General features: G+C 36.4%; 10 protein-coding genes and 1 riboswitch. Of the genes, 7 read left to right on the top strand and 3 right to left on the bottom strand.

The annotated features are described in order from the left end of the window. Window positions 1-33: 33 nt before the first annotated feature. Window positions 34-1,131, bottom strand: a complete 1,098-nt coding sequence (locus tag MHB75_RS10775; protein ID WP_340997657.1) for an N-acetylmuramoyl-L-alanine amidase — start codon at window positions 1,129-1,131, stop codon at window positions 34-36. A gap of 305 nt (window positions 1,132-1,436) precedes the next feature. Here MHB75_RS10775 and MHB75_RS10770 point away from each other — a divergent pair, with 305 nt between their 5' ends. Next, on the top strand, window positions 1,437-3,389 hold the full coding sequence (locus MHB75_RS10770; RefSeq protein WP_340997656.1) for an acyltransferase family protein: 1,953 nt from the start codon (window positions 1,437-1,439) through the stop codon (window positions 3,387-3,389). Between the two features lie 77 nt (window positions 3,390-3,466). Here the strand turns inward: MHB75_RS10770 and MHB75_RS10765 are convergent, their stop codons facing one another. Next, a complete protein-coding gene (locus tag MHB75_RS10765; protein WP_340997654.1) occupies window positions 3,467-5,491 on the bottom strand; it encodes a Na+/H+ antiporter in 2,025 nt (674 codons plus the stop codon). Between the two features lie 175 nt (window positions 5,492-5,666). On the opposite strand from MHB75_RS10765, the gene hemG reads away from it, so the two are divergent. The 6 genes from hemG (at window position 5,667) to MHB75_RS10735 (ending at window position 15,292) form a co-directional block, all read left to right on the top strand. After that, window positions 5,667-7,064, top strand: a complete 1,398-nt coding sequence (gene hemG, locus MHB75_RS10760; RefSeq protein ID WP_340997652.1) for a protoporphyrinogen oxidase — start codon at window positions 5,667-5,669, stop codon at window positions 7,062-7,064. Between the two features lie 34 nt (window positions 7,065-7,098). Next, the gene (locus tag MHB75_RS10755) at window positions 7,099-7,764 is read left to right on the top strand and encodes a class A sortase (protein ID WP_340997650.1); all 666 of its coding nucleotides are present in this window, start codon (window positions 7,099-7,101) and stop codon (window positions 7,762-7,764) included. A 184-nt stretch (window positions 7,765-7,948) separates the two neighbouring features. Further along, a riboswitch (SAM riboswitch) is annotated at window positions 7,949-8,057 on the top strand. A 92-nt stretch (window positions 8,058-8,149) separates the two neighbouring features. Continuing rightward, window positions 8,150-10,006 carry a bifunctional homocysteine S-methyltransferase/methylenetetrahydrofolate reductase gene (locus tag MHB75_RS10750; protein WP_340997648.1) on the top strand — a complete coding sequence of 619 codons (1,857 nt, stop codon included), beginning with the start codon at window positions 8,150-8,152 and terminating at the stop codon, window positions 10,004-10,006. Beyond that, the gene (gene metH, locus MHB75_RS10745) at window positions 9,987-13,421 is read left to right on the top strand and encodes a methionine synthase (RefSeq protein WP_340997646.1); all 3,435 of its coding nucleotides are present in this window, start codon (window positions 9,987-9,989) and stop codon (window positions 13,419-13,421) included. The genes MHB75_RS10750 and metH overlap by 20 nt, the downstream gene beginning before the upstream one ends. Before the next feature lie 148 nt (window positions 13,422-13,569). Next, a complete protein-coding gene (locus MHB75_RS10740) occupies window positions 13,570-14,610 on the top strand; it encodes a fatty acid desaturase (protein ID WP_340997644.1) in 1,041 nt (346 codons plus the stop codon). A gap of 79 nt (window positions 14,611-14,689) precedes the next feature. Continuing rightward, window positions 14,690-15,292, top strand: coding sequence for a response regulator transcription factor (locus tag MHB75_RS10735; protein ID WP_141274086.1), 603 nt, complete (start codon window positions 14,690-14,692; stop codon window positions 15,290-15,292). Here MHB75_RS10735 and MHB75_RS10730 read toward each other — a convergent pair. Further along, window positions 15,205-16,311 carry a proline dehydrogenase family protein gene (locus MHB75_RS10730; RefSeq protein ID WP_340997642.1) on the bottom strand — a complete coding sequence of 369 codons (1,107 nt, stop codon included), beginning with the start codon at window positions 16,309-16,311 and terminating at the stop codon, window positions 15,205-15,207. The two genes, MHB75_RS10735 and MHB75_RS10730, sit on opposite strands and share 88 nt — an antisense overlap. Between the last annotated feature and the right edge of the window lie 154 nt (window positions 16,312-16,465).

Genomic DNA, 16,465 nt, shown 5'->3' with positions numbered 1-16,465 from the left:
TGTATTTGAAAACAATTAAAGTCTTTTTAACTATTAATACTTTTTAAAGTAGTTAATTAGACCAGTTGAAATACCTTGTGCCATTGCTTTACGATAACTATCTGTATTAATCTTTTTTAGTTCAGATTTTCGGTTCATATAACCGTATTCTAACAGTGTACCGATGTATGGGTTTTCGCGTAGAACGTGTAAGTTTTGATAGCGATATTCTTCTGCAGGTACGTCGGAAACAGCTGAAATTGGTCGATCTAATGCATTAAATAAGTATTTCGTAAATGTCTTTTCAGCTTTTTTTGTATAAAGAGCTAGATAGCCTTCCTCACTTTTTTTGTTATATACATTGTGATGAACGCTTATAAAAGCATCTGGTTTAACAGATTTCGAAATTTGTACGCGTTTTTCGAGTGATAATGTTTTATCCGTTGTGCGTGTCATAACGACTTTAGCACCATCTTTTTTAAGTTGCTGTTGTAAAGCTTTAGCAGCTTTTAAGTTTAAATCTTTTTCAGCAATATCATAATAATAAGCACCTTTTTGCGCGCCACCATGTCCTGCATCTACGACGAATGTTCGACCACTTAATGGACCAAAAATCGTGCCTTCTGGATATGCGTTCTCTTTGGAAGTAGAAATAATACCGTACTTATGTGAGACATAACCTGTTTTCTCTTTTGCGTACTCGATTTTAAACCAACCGTTTTTAGCCTGGGCTTTAATTTTAAATTGATCGCCAAAGCGAACAGTAGCCAATTTTTTTGACGTAACACTACTTGTCTTTCTAACGTTAAGTGTAGCGGCAGTGATGGAGTAGTACTTGCCAACCTTTGTGCTACTAGTAGAGAGTATAATTTTTGTTAAGTATTTGGAAGATACATAACCAGTTGTCTTACCTACTTTTACTTTCGACCATGTACCTTTTTTTGCAGTTTGTGTGACAACTGTATTTTTTTTTAGTCTTTTTATAACCTTATATTTTGTACTAGGACCTATACGAAGATTTAATGAATTTGTATTTGCGACTTTTAGTTGGATAGATGTTGCTGAAGCTTGTTCAGTAGGTAAGAAGAACATCGTAAAAACTAAACAAATACTGAGCAAGAATGACATGATGTTTTTCTTTTTAAATTGCATAATTTCCCTCCTATTTCCTTAATCATAATATTAATGATGTATAAAATAGTATAAAAAAGGGAATTGTGATAAAGTTGTATTATTTGTAACATATCTGAAATAGTCGGATGATGCATAATTGATTTTAATTTTTGAAAAAACGTATCTTATAGCTAATTCAAAGAATGAAAAAACTTAACGCATGTATAAATTTAAGCTATTATTAGAATAGAAATTACAATAAAAATATGAAAAAGAAAACTTAATGTAGAAATAAAACGTCTTATTAAATAGAGAGATGAAACAATTATTTAGGAGGTATTTCAATGCCGCGTCCTGGAAAGCAAAAGCGCAGATATATTAGCGGATTGGACGGATTACGAGCTATTTCAGTATTAGCTGTTATTTTATATCATCTACATATTGATGGAATTGATGGTGGATTTCTCGGTGTAACCGTATTTTTCGTATTGTCAGGTTATCTTATTACAGATTTATTAATTAATGAATTCGAAAAGAATGGAAGAATAGATTTTAAGAGTTTCTGGATTAAGCGATTTAGAAGGCTCATTCCAGCACTTGTATTAATGTTAGTTGCATTAGTGACGTGGATTACATTATTCCAGCGTTCTTTCTTAGAAGGATTACGTGAAGAAGTTGCTGCGGCTTTTTTCTATGTGAGTAACTGGTATTACATACTTCAAGATCACTCATATTTTACAAAGTTTGCGCCGCCTTCACCACTGCAACATATGTGGTCACTTGCGGTAGAAGAACAATTCTATATTATATGGCCGATTTTAATGTTACTAGCGTTAACATTTATTCGTTCAAAAGGAAAGCTTGCGATATTTATTGTCCTACTGTCGTTTATTTCAGCAGAGGCAATGGCATTCATGTATAGTCCTGATGCTGATCCAAGTCGTGTTTATTTCGGGACGGATACACGTGCCTTTTCAATTTTACTAGGTGCGGCATTAGCATTCGTATGGCCAAGTGCAAAATTGAGTCCGAATGTAACACCTGATTTGAAAAAAGTATTGAATATCGCAGGTTTGGTCAGTTTAGGGATTTTAATCATTTTAATGATTTTCACACAAGAAGACGGTAGCTTCTTATATTATGGTGGTATGTACTTGGCTTCGGCAGTAACGGCAGTATTAATCGCTGTTATTGTACATCCAGCTAATTCCATTGCGAAGATTTTTAGTATTAAGCCGTTACTATGGATTGGTGAACGCTCTTATGGTATTTATATTTGGCACTTCCCAATCATTGTATTATTAGGAATTGCAGTTAAAACAGATGAGATTAGCGGTATGAAAATTCTATTAGCATTGGTTTTAACATTTATTTTATCAGCATTGTCGTATCGTTTTGTGGAAAATCCAATTCGTCGTGGGGAATGGCGTAATTGGTTGGCTGTCTTTAGAAACGGTACATGGTCGTGGAAGTGGAAACAGCAAAACATGAAACAGCGCTTTACAATGCTTGCTATTTCAGCGATTGCGATTGTTTTCACGTACGGTATGATTGTCGAACCTGCTCCACAAGCTTCTAAAGAGAATGAACTGGAGCAACATCTAAAAGAAGAGCAGAAGTTAAAAGAAGAACAGCAAAAAGCGAAAAAAGAGCAAACCGCTGAAGAACGTAAAAAAGCAAAAGAAGCAGCCATTGCAAAAGCTAAAAAAGAAGCAAAAGAAGCAGCTGTAGCTGAGAAAAAAGCAAAAGCTGATGAAAAGCCGAAAAAAGAAGCGCAATATAAAAAAGATGTCGCCAATGGTAAGATTGCATTAGCTAACACACCGATTACTGCATTGGGTGACTCTGTTATGCTGAGTGCTGCTAGTGCTTTACAAGCAGATTTACCGCGTATTGATGTCGATGCGACAGTGGCATTACAAGTTGATGCAGCGATTGATAAATTGCGTACAAAGGTGAATCAAGGACAGGTATCGAATACGGTACTAATTGGTTTAGGCTCGAATGGTACATTTACAAAAACGCAGTGGGAAGAGATTTATGAATTACTTGGATCAAAACGTCAAATATTCTTAATGAATGTACGCGTGAGTCGTAGTTGGCAAGATAGTGTGAATAAGACGATTCGAAATGCAGCGAAAGAATATGATAATGTACATGAGATTGATTGGTATGAAGCATCTAAAAATAAACCACAAATCTTTTATAATGACCAGATCCACCCGAACCCTGAAGGTGGTAAATTCTATTCGAATTTAGTAGTTCATGAAATTGCAAAGTACAAAAAGAAAAAATAATACAAGAGACTAGAACAAAATTCTAGCTAAAAGCAAAAGAGCTTCAGCATATGAAAATGCCGAAGCTCTTTTGCTATTTATTCCACATGTTCGTATAATGCGATATTTTCCATGTAGTTTACAAGGCGACGTAAGTCTTTTTCTTGATCGCGTGTAATTTTGCCTTCTTCATATAATAAGTGAATTTCTTGACGTTCTGTTTCGAGCATCACTAAATTTAATTCTTCTTTTAGTTCTTCTTCGCGTACAGAGTCCATTGTGACTTTTTTTCGTAGGCGTTCGTATGCTTTTTGATATTCAAAAAGAATAACGGTGTAGAGCTCAGGATGATCTGATTTTTTTCGTTTTTCTTTTAAATAATCGATTGCTTTTTTATAAGCGTGTCGACGAACATCTTGACGCATGAGAACATACGATAAATATTTTTCTTTTTCGTTATTATAATGCTTTTTAGCAATCGATAACTCGCGTAAAACTTTTCGTAATGTAAACAATCCACGTTTCCAAGTGCTAATCGACAGCATTTTTTCGCGATCAGATATAGAATGTAGTAATGACTGGTACATATGTTCATCAAGTTTATGATCTTTATACAATCCATTGATATAGTCACGTTCAACTTGTAATGCATTCAAGCGAATACGTTCTAATTTTGGTGCATGTTTTGAACTACCTGAATCATCTGCATTGGCTTCTAATTGTGTTTGTCTGAATAGATGTTGTAAATTATCAATTAAATCATAAATAATATAACGATTTTCCTCGTTGATTTTTGATTGCATCTTTTTTACAGTTTGCACTAAAACAAAACTTTTCGCCTCATGGAATGACAGCTGACCTTCTTTTACAACTGTCATTTCTTCTTTATCTGTTAGTAACGGTAAGAAGACTGTAGCAATAATCAGTGTGAAAAGAATAGCACCAGAAGCTAAAAATAAGATTAAAGATCGTTCTGGAAAGGGCTCTCCTGTGTCGAGGAAGAAAGGTAATGATAAAATCCCCGCCATTGTGACAGCACCACGTACACCAACTAAACTACTAATTAGACTCATTTTTAGCGTTGGTTTTTCATCTCTTTTTCGCTTGAATTGCCACAGTGCAAATAAATGTGACCAAACGAAGCGTATAAGAAGAATGATTGCGCCAATTGCAGATGCATAAAGAATTAAAATCCAATTATCGATTTGTGTATCTAAAATCGATTGCTTCATAGATAATGGAATATTTAAACCAAGTAATAAGAAAACAACGCCATTTAAAACGAATAAAACGATTTCCCAAGCACTCTCTGTTAGCACTTGTTCTTCTGCAAGGACAGTTTCGGTTTGTTCTTTGAAAATAGCTTGAATAATCCCCGCAATGACAACGGCGATAACGCCAGAAGCATGAAAAATATTTTCCACAATGAGATAAATGATAAAGGGCGTTAAAATTTGATAAAGTGTGTGGAAAACAGCATCTCGTATGCCAGCACGTCTAAAAGCAAATCGTAATTCAATTAGAACAAATCCAAGAACTAAACCTAAAATCCCTCCTGCTAAAAACGTATAAGAGAAATTTAAAATGGCACTTTGGAATGAAAAATACCCTGATACAGCTGCAGCAACTGCATATTTAAAAGCTACTAACCCTGAAGCGTCATTGATAAGTGATTCCCCGCGTACAACACTTAAAATCTTTTCAGGTATTCGAATACGTTTTGCAATGCCATTTACTGCCACAGGATCAGTAGGAGATAGGATGGCAGCAAGTGCAAAGGCAGCAGGGAGTGGAATTGTTGGCACAAGCCAGTGAATAAAATATCCACCGCCGATCGTTGTGATGAGTACCAGTACGATGGCATTCCCTAAAATAGGTAGTCTCATACTCCATAATTCTTTGCGTGGAAAATAGCGTCCATCATTGTATAATAACGGCGCAACAAAAAGTAATAAAAACCATTCGGTATCGAGTTCTAAGTCTAAGCTCGGAACGAAAAGTGCTAAAATAACACCGAGACCAATTTGAATTAAAGCAGTCGGTAAAAATTTTACATAGTGGCTAATAATATTAGACGCTAGTAAACCGATTAATAAAAAGAGTGTAATCATTAATAAATTCATAGCAAGACCCTTTCAAAATAGGATTAATTTAAGGTTACCGTAAATGGAACAAAAAGCTAAATTAAACGCTTGCGTATTTGAAAAGTGTTCAAGAGTTTGTAAGATAAAACAATGTGGTTCCGAGTCAATTTGATTTATACTAAGGAAGAACATGAATGAACGGAGATGACAGACGTTGAGAAAAGTAGTCGTAATTGGTGGCGGTATTACCGGAATGAGTACGATGCATTACTTGCAAAAACAAGCCAAAGAACAAGGGTTGGATCTCGCTTTGACATTGATTGAAAAAGACGCACAAATCGGTGGTAAGATGGTCACAAAACAACGTGATGGTTACTTAATGGAAGTTGGTGCAGATTCCATCGTGTCGCGCCATGCGAGTGTTCGAAAATTAATCGAAGAATTACAATTAGAAGATCGCGTTGTTTATAATGACACAGGCGTTTCATATATTTTAACTGAAAATCAGTTACATGCAATTCCAGAAGATAGCGTGTTTGGAATTCCTATGAATGAACAAGCATTAAATAAAAGTACGCTTATTTCAGAAGAAGGAAAAAAAGCTGTTTTACAAGACTTAGAAAAAACCGAACTTCCTTTTACAACAAATCATTCGGTCGGAGAATTTTTAACATATTATTTAGGTGAAGAAATTGTTCAAAAACAAGTCGCACCTGTTTTATCTGGTGTCTATTCAGGTGATTTGAATAAATTAACAATTGCTTCTACTTTACCCTACTTATTTGAATATAAAAATGAATTTGGCAGTATTATGCGTGGATTTGAAGCGAATAAAGCTTTCTATCAAAAGAATGCCAAAAAGAAATTCATTTCGTTTAAAAATGGTCTAGTAGAATTATTTGAACGAATCGAAGAAACGCTAGAGAACGCGACGATTTTAAAAAATACATCGGCGGAATTGTTAAAACAAGACACGAATGGGTATAAGGTTCAAATAGATACGGGTGAATGGTTAGATGCAGATGAGGTCGTATTAGCTGTACCGCACCAAGTCGCACAAAAACTATTGAAGGAAGAGCCTTTCCAACGTGATTTTGAAGAACTACAAACGGGTTCTATTATTACAGTTTACTTGGCTTATGATTTACCGAATGATGTGCTACCAGCAGATGGTACAGGATATATTGTATCATCAGGTAATGATGTAAATTGTAATGCATGTACATGGACAAGTCGCAAATGGCGTCATACTTCTAAAGACGATAAGTTACTTATCCGTATGTTTTATAAAAAGAATAACCCTCGTTTTAAAGAATTTTGTCAGATGACAAATGATGAATTAGCACAAATTGCACGTCAAGACATCGAAAAAAGCTTGAAAATAACAGATGAACCAACATGGATTGATGTAAGAAAATGGTTTGATGCGATGCCAATTTATAATTTACAACATAAACAAGCAGTTGAACGTATTGAAAAACAAATGGTGAAATATCATCCACATGTACATTTAGCTGGTTGTTCGTATTATGGTGTGGGGATTGGTTTATGTATTCAAAATGGTGAAGAAGTTGCTACACGAGTTATGAATCAATTTATTCAAAGACAATGAGAATTCGTATAAAGTGTGAAAGAAGGATTCCATAATGAACAGGAAATTAAGTTTAACGATTGGCATTGTTTTGTTTGTTTTAGGTGTTGCACTAATTTTCAATAAACAAATTATGGGGTTCATCGTGTCACATATGAGTAATCAAGCAATTGAGCAGTTTGATGAACAAAAAGCACAAAATGCGGATGACGTAAGCTTTGATTTTGGTAAAGTAGAGAATATTAGTTTACAAGATGTATTAAAGGCACAAATGAATCAAGGTGATGTACATTCAATTGGTGCATTAAGTGTTCCCGATGTATCTTTACAATTGCCTATTTTATACGGAATTTCAAATACAAATCTAGCAATTGGCGCAGGTACATTAAAGAAGGATATGAAGATGGGGCAAGGTAATTATGCATTAGCAGGTCATAATATGAATAATGATAAAACATTATTTAGCCCTTTAACGAAAGCAAAAAAAGGAATGCTTATGTACACAACGGACTATAAGCGTGTGTATACGTATAAAATTACAAAAATCTTTATTACAGAAGCAACTGACGTTCAAGTTATCGAAAATCAAGCTAAAAAAAGACTACTGACGCTCGTTACATGTAATTATGATGGTTCGAAACGATTAATTGTACAAGGTGAGTATGTCAATGCGCGTGACTTTGATTCAAATGCTGGCGATGCATTTACGATAAAAAAATAAAATATGAAGCGTATGAGATGTGAAAAAACCTCATACGCTTTTTTAATTTCTATTACTAAATTTGCGAAATATTGTGATAAAGTAAGCGCTTTTTCGTACAATATTTAGCTGAAAGTGGTAGAAGCTATTGACGGTACTCTATTTAAGAGGTATGATTCTTTTAATATTTTAAAAATTCAATAATTTCTTATCAAGAGAAGCCGAGGGACTGGCCCGACGACGCTTCAGCAACCAGCCATTTAGATGGTCAGGTGCTAATTCCAGAAGGACGTATGGTTCTTAAAAGATAAGAAGGCTTATTTTCAAGTGTCAGTTCAAACCTTCTTATGCAATGTAAGAAGGTTTTTTTATAGCTTTTTTGAAATGAAGGAAGGATGGGGAGTGTATGGGATTACTAGAAGATTTAAAGACAAAAGTATTAACAGCAGATGGAGCAATGGGGACACTGCTCTATTCATATGGGATTGATTTTTGTTATGAAGAACTGAATGTTCGAAAGCCGGAAGTAATCGAGAATATTCATAAACTATATATTGAAGCGGGCGCTGATGTCATTCAGACGAATACGTACACAGCGAATACGATTAAGTTAGCTCGCTACGGTATTCAAGATGAATATGAAGCACTGAATCGTGCGGGTGTAGAGGTAGCGAAAAGAGCCACGAAGAATGGCGAGTACGTACTTGGAACAATTGGTGGAATTCGAGGTATTCGTAAGGATGAACATTCACTAGATGAGATTATTGAATCACTTGTTTTACAAGCAAAAGTATTACTTGATGCAGGTGTAGATGGTTTACTACTCGAAACATTTTACGACTTAGAAGAGCTTGAAACATTAGTGAAAACAATTCGCATATTCTCAGATGGACCGATTGTAGCGCAAGTTTCGATGCATGACCCAGGGGTTTTATTAAATGGAATGAAGTTGAATGATGCACTGCAACATTTAGAAAGAGCTGGAGCTGATGTTGTCGGTGTGAACTGTCGGTTAGGCCCGTACCATACAGTGAAGGCGCTTGAAAATGTTGAGCTACCAAAGAATTCGTTCTTATCTGCGTATCCGAATGCAAGTCTACTCGATGTAGAAGAAGGAAAAGTGGTATATGAATCAGAAGCAGAATATTTTGGGCGCGCTGCAGTTGAATTACGTGATGAAGGGGTTCGCTTAATTGGTGGATGTTGTGGAACAACACCTGAACATATTCACGAAGTGAAGAAACATTTATCAGATGTTTTACCAATGGAAAATAAAGAAGTTATCACAACTAAAGAAGAAGTGATTCGTGAAGCTAATGTGTCTAAATTTGAACCACTTCACGAAAAAGTAAAAAAAGGGCGTTCCATTATCGTTGAACTTGATACACCACGCCATTTAGAAACAGAAAAGTTTTTAGAAGGAGCAGCGATTTTACAAGAAGCGGGCGCTGATATTGTCACAATGGCAGATAATTCACTTGCTTCACCACGTGTATCGAATGTGGCGATGGGATCGATTTTAAAATATGAAAAGAATGTACGAGGATTAGCACATATTACATGTCGCGACCGTAACCTAATCGGGCTACAATCTCATTTGATGGGGCTAGATGCATTAGGTATTCACGATATTTTAGCTGTAACAGGTGACCCAACAAAAGTAGGAGATTTTCCAGGTGCTACAAGCGTCTATGATGTATCGAGCATTGAATTACTACAATTAATTAAAAAATTAAACGAAGGTATTTCTTTCTCGGGAAAACCACTACGTAAAAAGGCAAACTTCTCTGTAGCGGCAGCATTCAATCCGAATGTACGTGTCGTCGAACGTGCCATTCCACGTTTAGAGAAAAAGATTGAAGCAGGTGCGGATTATTTCATTACACAGCCTGTTTACTCAAAAGAGAAAATTATTGAAATTTATGAAGCAACAAAACATTTAGATACACCGATTTACATCGGAATCATGCCACTAACAAGTTTACGAAATTCTGAGTTTTTACACCATGAAGTGCCAGGCATTAAGTTGTCAGATGAAGTACTTGAACGTATGAAAGCAGCAGATGGCGATAAAGAACGCGCACAGGCAGAGGGTGTCCAAATTGCGAAAGAATTAATTGACACAGCTGCATCACTCTTTAACGGTATTTATCTGATTACACCGTTCATGCGCTACGATATGTCTGTTGAATTAATTCACTACATTAAGGAATTAGATGAAAAGGTTAAGGGAGGAAGTCACGTTGTCGAAACATCTCATTGAAGAAAGAATTAAAGATCATATTCTCGTATTAGATGGTGCGATGGGTACTATGTTACAAAATGCGAATTTAACGCCAGATGACTTTGGGGGCGATGAATATGATGGTTGTAACGAGAACTTGAATTTAACACGACCGGATGTTATTGCAGGAATTCATCGTGCTTATTTTGAAGCAGGAGCGGATATTGTCTCAACGAATACATTTGGTGGTACACCACTCGTATTAAACGAATATGATTTAGGTCATCAAGCAGTTGAAATTAATAAACGTGCTGTCGAAATTGCCAAAGAAGTAGCAGAGGAATTATCGACACCTGAGTGGCCACGTTTTGTTGCAGGTGCGATGGGCCCAACAACAAAAACGCTATCTGTAACAGGTGGTATTACATTTGATGCGTTAAAACACGACTTCTATGTACAGGCAAAAGCTTTGATTGAAGGTGGCGCAGATGTACTACTCCTTGAAACATCGCAAGATATGTTGAATGTAAAAGCCGGTACACTTGGTGTTAAGCAAGCATTTGAAGAACTCGGTAAAGAAATTCCAATCATGATATCAGGTACGATTGAACCGATGGGAACAACACTTGCAGGTCAAAGTATTGAAGCCTTCTATATTTCAATTGAACATATTAAACCACTATCAGTTGGTTTAAACTGTGCGACGGGTCCAGAGTTTATGACCGACTACTTACGTTCATTATCTGAACTAGCAACAAGTTATGTTAGTTGTTATCCGAATGCGGGTTTACCAGATGAAGAAGGGCATTACCATGAAACACCTGATAGTTTATCGAAAAAGCTTGCTGGTTTCGTTGAAAAAGGTTGGTTAAATGTCGTAGGTGGTTGTTGTGGAACGACACCTGATCACATTCGTGCGATTCGTAAAGTGGTAGAAAATGCACCGCCACGACCACTCGAAGAAAAAGAGTCGCATCATACAGTTTCAGGTATTGAAGCACTTATATATGATGACTCTATGCGACCACTATTTGTAGGGGAACGTACAAACGTAATCGGTTCCCGTAAATTTAAGCGTCTAATTATCGAAGGGAAGTTTGAAGAAGCTGCTGAAATTGCACGTGCTCAAGTGAAAAACGGTGCGCATGTTATTGATATCTGTTTAGCGAATCCTGACCGAGAAGAATTAGAAGATATGGTTAACTTCATGAAAGAAGTTGGACAAAAAGTAAAAGTACCATTCGTTATTGACTCAACAGATGAAAAAGTAATTGAGGAAGCTTTAAAGTATTCACAAGGTAAAGCGATTATTAACTCCATTAACTTAGAAGACGGTGAAGAACGCTTTGATGCTGTTATTCCAATCGTGAAAAAGTATGGTGCGTCGATTGTTGTTGGAACAATTGATGAGAAGGGGATGGCTGTTGACCGTCACCGTAAACTCGAAATTGCGAAGCGCGAGTACGACTTACTTGTGAATAAGTGGGGTATTGAACCAGAAGATATTATTTTTGATCCACTTGTATTCCCTGTTGGAACAGGTGATGAACAATATATCGGTTCAGCTGTTGAAACAATCGAAGGAATTCGCTTAATTAAGCAGGAGCTACCGCGCGCTTTAACGATTCTAGGTGTATCGAATGTATCGTTCGGTTTACCACCTGTAGGACGTGAAGTGTTAAATGCAGTCTATCTATATAACTGTACACAAGCTGGTCTTGATTATGCGATTGTGAATACTGAAAAATTAGAGCGTTATGCGTCGATTCCAGAAGAAGAAATCAATTTAGCGAACGATTTATTATTCAACACAACAGACGAAACATTAGCTGTATTTACTGATTTTTACCGAGATAAGAAAAAAGAAAAATCAGAAGATGATATTCCAAAAACTGTACCAGAACGTTTAGCTTACTATATTTTAGAAGGTACAAAAGAGGGGTTAATTGAAGATTTAGAATTAGCGCGTGAGATGTACGATACACCACTTGATATTATTAATGGACCGTTAATGGAAGGGATGGCGAAAGTCGGCAAGCTATTCAACGAAAATCAATTGATTGTAGCAGAAGTATTACAATCAGCCGGCGTAATGAAAGCAGCTGTTGCCCATCTAGAACAGTTCATGGAGAAACACGTAGATGATGTCGGTAAGGGTAAGATGTTACTTGCAACTGTAAAAGGTGATGTACATGATATCGGTAAAAATTTAGTAGAGATTATTATGAGTAATAATGGTTATACAGTTGTGGATTTAGGTATTAAAGTCGCACCGCAAACATTAATTGAAGCAGTTCGTAAAGAGAAACCGGATATTGTTGGATTATCAGGACTACTTGTGAAATCAGCACAACAAATGGTGATAACAGCGCAGGACTTCAAAGAAGCCGGAATCGATACACCGATTATCGTTGGAGGAGCAGCACTATCGCGTCGCTTCACTGATACGAAAATTGCGGCGAACTATGATGGACCTGTGATGTATGCAAAAGATGCGATGGCAGGGCTTGAAATTATCAACCGATTACAAGGTGAGGAACGAGAAGAATTACTCGCTGAAATCGCTACAGCACAACAAAAACGTGCTGAAAAGGAAGCGAATAAACCAGCAGGAGGTAGAGCGGTAGCAGTAGCGACACGTCCTGTTAAAACAGTAAGCAGTGACTTTAAAGTGTATAAACCACATGATACAGAACGTCATGTTATTCGTGACTATTCTGTAAAGCACTTATATCCATATGTGAATATGCGTACACTAATCGGTCATCATTTAGGACTGAGAGGTTATAGTGAGGACTTACGTCTTAACGGCGACAAACGCGCGAATGAGTTATATGATTTAGTGACAGAATACTTACAGTCAGATTTATTATCGGCTTCAGGTATGTATCAATTCTTCCCAGCGCAATCTGATGGAGATGATGTTGTCATTTATGATCCAAAAGATGAGAAAACAGAGATTGAGCGTTTTACATTCCCACGTCAAGAAAAAGCACCATTCCTATGTTTAGCAGACTTCTTAAAGTCTAAAGATAGTGGAGAGATGGATTATGTAGGCTTTATGCAAGTGACAGCAGGGCATGGTGTAAGAGAATATGCACAACGACTAAAAGAGCAAGGGAAGTTTTTAGAAAGTCATGCGTTCCAAGCAACAGCGCTTGAACTTGCAGAAGGATTTGCAGAACGTATTCACCAAGAAATGCGTGACCATGCAGGTTATCCAGATGCGACAGACTTTACAATGCGCGACCGTTTTGCAGCGAAGTATCAAGGGCAGCGCTTCTCATTCGGCTATCCAGCATGTCCGAATTTAGAAGATCAAGAAAAGTTATTTAAATTGTTACGACCAGAGGATATTGGGGTAGAGTTAACAGAAGGCTTTATGATGCAACCAGAAGCATCTGTTTCTGCGATGGTATTTAACCACCCAGATGCTCGTTACTTTAACGTATAAAATGAAAAGCGTTCGATATGAGATATTGAACGCTTTTTCCAATGGGTCATTTTAAGTGACATTTGTCATATGACATCTATGACAATCACACCTATGTGAATAGTCCATCCCCCTTTAAGATTAAGGAAATAGGGATGGGGGCAAAAGAATGGAACGTGAAAGAACAAAAGAGTTACACAAAGCGGTTCAACCGTTTGCAAAATCAGATCGCACAAAAAGCATTTTCCAATTGATGAACACTATTATTCCACTAGTAGCTATGTGGGTAATTGCATATATGATTATTGACCAAACAATTGTAGGAGCGATTGCACTGAGTATTGGTGCAGCATTCTTCGCAATTCGTACCTTTATTATTTTCCATGATTGTACACATGGGTCGTTCTTTAAAAACAAAAAAGCAAACGCAGTATGGGGAACAATTACAGGGATTTTAACGATGTTTGGCTATTCACAATGGCGTCATGAACATCTTTTACACCATGCATCAAGCTCAAATTTAGATGCACGCGGTGTAGGCGATATTTGGATGATGACAGTAGAAGAATATCAACAAGCATCAAAAATGAAGAAAATTGGCTATCGTTTATACCGAAACCCACTTGTTATGTTTGGGCTAGGACCACTATTTTTACTATTAGTAGTGAATCGTAAAAATCGTCGTGGTGCGCGTATGCCAGAACGTATGAATACGTATTTTACAAATATCGTATTAGTCGTGCTATATGGTGCAGTCGTTTATTTCTTAGGTCTTGTACCATTCTTGCTTGTAACCGGATTATCAATGTATATCGCAGCGATGCTAGGTGTATGGTTATTCTACATCCAACATACATTTGAAGATTCATACTTTGAAGAGAAGAGTGAATGGAGTTATGTGAAGGCAGCAGTAGAAGGTAGTTCATATTATAAATTACCAGTTGTTTTACAATGGTTAACAGGAAATATCGGTTTCCACCATGTACATCATTTAGCGCCACGTATTCCAAACTATGCACTAGAAGAAGCGCATGAAAAAACACCACCATTACAACATGCAACGACGATTACATTAAAATTAAGTTTGGCATCACTTAAGTTCAAATTATATGATCCAGAGACATATCAATTTATTACGTTTAAGCAGTTGCCACAACATATCCGTAAAACATCCGTAAAACCAATTTTACCAATAAAAAAAATTGTATAGTACAGGGGCGAGGATGAATGCTTTTATATTCCTCGCTTTTTGTTATAATATGGAGAATGAGACGAGAGGTGTGAGCAGCATGATTAAAATTGTCATTGCAGAAGATCAAGGCATGTTACTAGGCGCTATGAAGGCATTAATTAATATGGAAGATGATATGGAAGTTGTGGCAATCGCTCAAAATGGTGAAGAAGCACTTGAGAAAATTGCAGAACATCAACCAGACATCATCATCATGGATATTGAAATGCCGGGTAAAACAGGGCTAGATGTAGCAGAGCAATTAAAAGATCAAGAATATAAAATTATTATTTTAACGACATTTGCACGTCCAGGATACTTTGAACGAGCAAAAAAAGCAGGAGTACGTGGGTATTTATTAAAAGACAGTCCAATTGAGGAACTTGTCAACTCAATTCGCGTGATTGTGGATGGTCGTCGTATTTACGCGCCTGAATTAATTGACATCGTTTATGAAGATGATTCGAACCCTTTAACAGAGCGTGAATCCGAAGTACTTGGTCTTGTTGCCGAAGGAAAAACAACGAAAGAAATTGCAAAAGAATTATTTTTATCGCCAGGAACAGTAAGAAATTATATTTCAACAATTCTGGATAAGTTAGATGTGAGTAATCGTATTGAAGCCATTGCGCGTTTTAAAGAAAAAGGATGGAACAAATAGTAAAGAGAGGATGGGATGAAGAATCCGACCTCTCTTTTTTTGTATCGATTATTTTTTTTGGTGAGGCGTCCCAATAAAAATGCGACTGCACCAATACCAATCAATGTATTTGTTTTTTTATTGAACACTTGTTTAACAACAAGATTTATATTTTGCGGACGTTCTGCTAAACGACGCATAAAGTATCCATACCAATCTTCACCGTATGGGATATAAGTACAGAATGGATAACCTTCATTTGCAAGTGATTCCTGTAAATCTGTTCGGAAACCATAGAGCATTTGGAATTCATATTTTTCTTTTGCAATCGCTTGTTCTCGAATAAAAGTTTGAAGATGCGCGATGATACGATGATCATGTGTTGCAATCGATGTGAATTTTCCATTTAATAGATGGCATTCAGCTAAACGGATAAAGTTGGCATCAATTTCACCTTTTGTTTGAAAAGCAACCGTTTCAGGCTCTTTATAAGCACCCTTTACAATTCTGACACGCGTGTTCTTCAATGTTTCTAAATCATCCATAGCGCGATGAAGATAGGCTTGAATAACAGTTCCCACATTATCATACGTTTTTGAAAGCTGTAAAACGAAATCAAGTGTCGTTTGTAAACGTTCATAGTTCTCCATATCGAAATTCACGAATATTTTGGATTGTTGCGCACAACTTACGATTTCCTCAATGTTTTGATAGCAAAAATCAACATTTAAATTGAGACCAAGCTGTGAAGGTTTAAGCGAGATATGTGCATCGAGTTGATGCTCATGTATCACTTCAATCAAGTGTAGAATTTCTTCTTTTACAGTGATGGCTTCTGCTTCATTTTGAACAAACTCCCCTAAATGGTCGACTGTACAAGAAATCCCCTGTGCGTTTAGTTTCTGAATACTTATAATGACTTCATCTAAATTTATTCCTGCAACAACAGTTTGTGCGCCAAGCTTTAAACTATATTTTTTTGCGTTGTCATTTAAAAATTGATTTTCAGATAATGCGATGAAAAAATCTTTTAGTGCCATATAGCAGACCCCTTCGCTAATGAATTTAAAAGCTTTCTGTTCTTTTATTAATTTTATTAAAACATAAAATTCTATGAAAAACATAAATTTTATGCTAGATGTAGAGAATCTTTTGAATAAAAAGAATATGTATTTTATATAAAATGAAAGTGTA

The sequence above is a fragment of the Kurthia sp. FSL E2-0154 genome, from assembly GCF_038003625.1.
Taxonomy (GTDB): domain Bacteria; phylum Bacillota; class Bacilli; order Bacillales_A; family Planococcaceae; genus Kurthia; species Kurthia gibsonii.
This window is presented reverse-complemented; position numbering and strand designations above follow the sequence as displayed.

Coding starts and splice junctions, on each gene's coding strand:
- MHB75_RS10770 (WP_340997656.1), top strand. CDS start 1,437: ATGCCGCGTCCTGGAAAGCAAAAGCGCAGATATATTAGCGGATTGGAC.
- MHB75_RS10775 (WP_340997657.1), bottom strand. CDS start 1,131: ATGCAATTTAAAAAGAAAAACATCATGTCATTCTTGCTCAGTATTTGT.
- MHB75_RS10735 (WP_141274086.1), top strand. CDS start 14,690: ATGATTAAAATTGTCATTGCAGAAGATCAAGGCATGTTACTAGGCGCT.
- MHB75_RS10730 (WP_340997642.1), bottom strand. CDS start 16,311: ATGGCACTAAAAGATTTTTTCATCGCATTATCTGAAAATCAATTTTTA.
- MHB75_RS10750 (WP_340997648.1), top strand. CDS start 8,150: ATGGGATTACTAGAAGATTTAAAGACAAAAGTATTAACAGCAGATGGA.
- MHB75_RS10765 (WP_340997654.1), bottom strand. CDS start 5,491: ATGAATTTATTAATGATTACACTCTTTTTATTAATCGGTTTACTAGCG.
- MHB75_RS10755 (WP_340997650.1), top strand. CDS start 7,099: ATGAACAGGAAATTAAGTTTAACGATTGGCATTGTTTTGTTTGTTTTA.
- MHB75_RS10740 (WP_340997644.1), top strand. CDS start 13,570: ATGGAACGTGAAAGAACAAAAGAGTTACACAAAGCGGTTCAACCGTTT.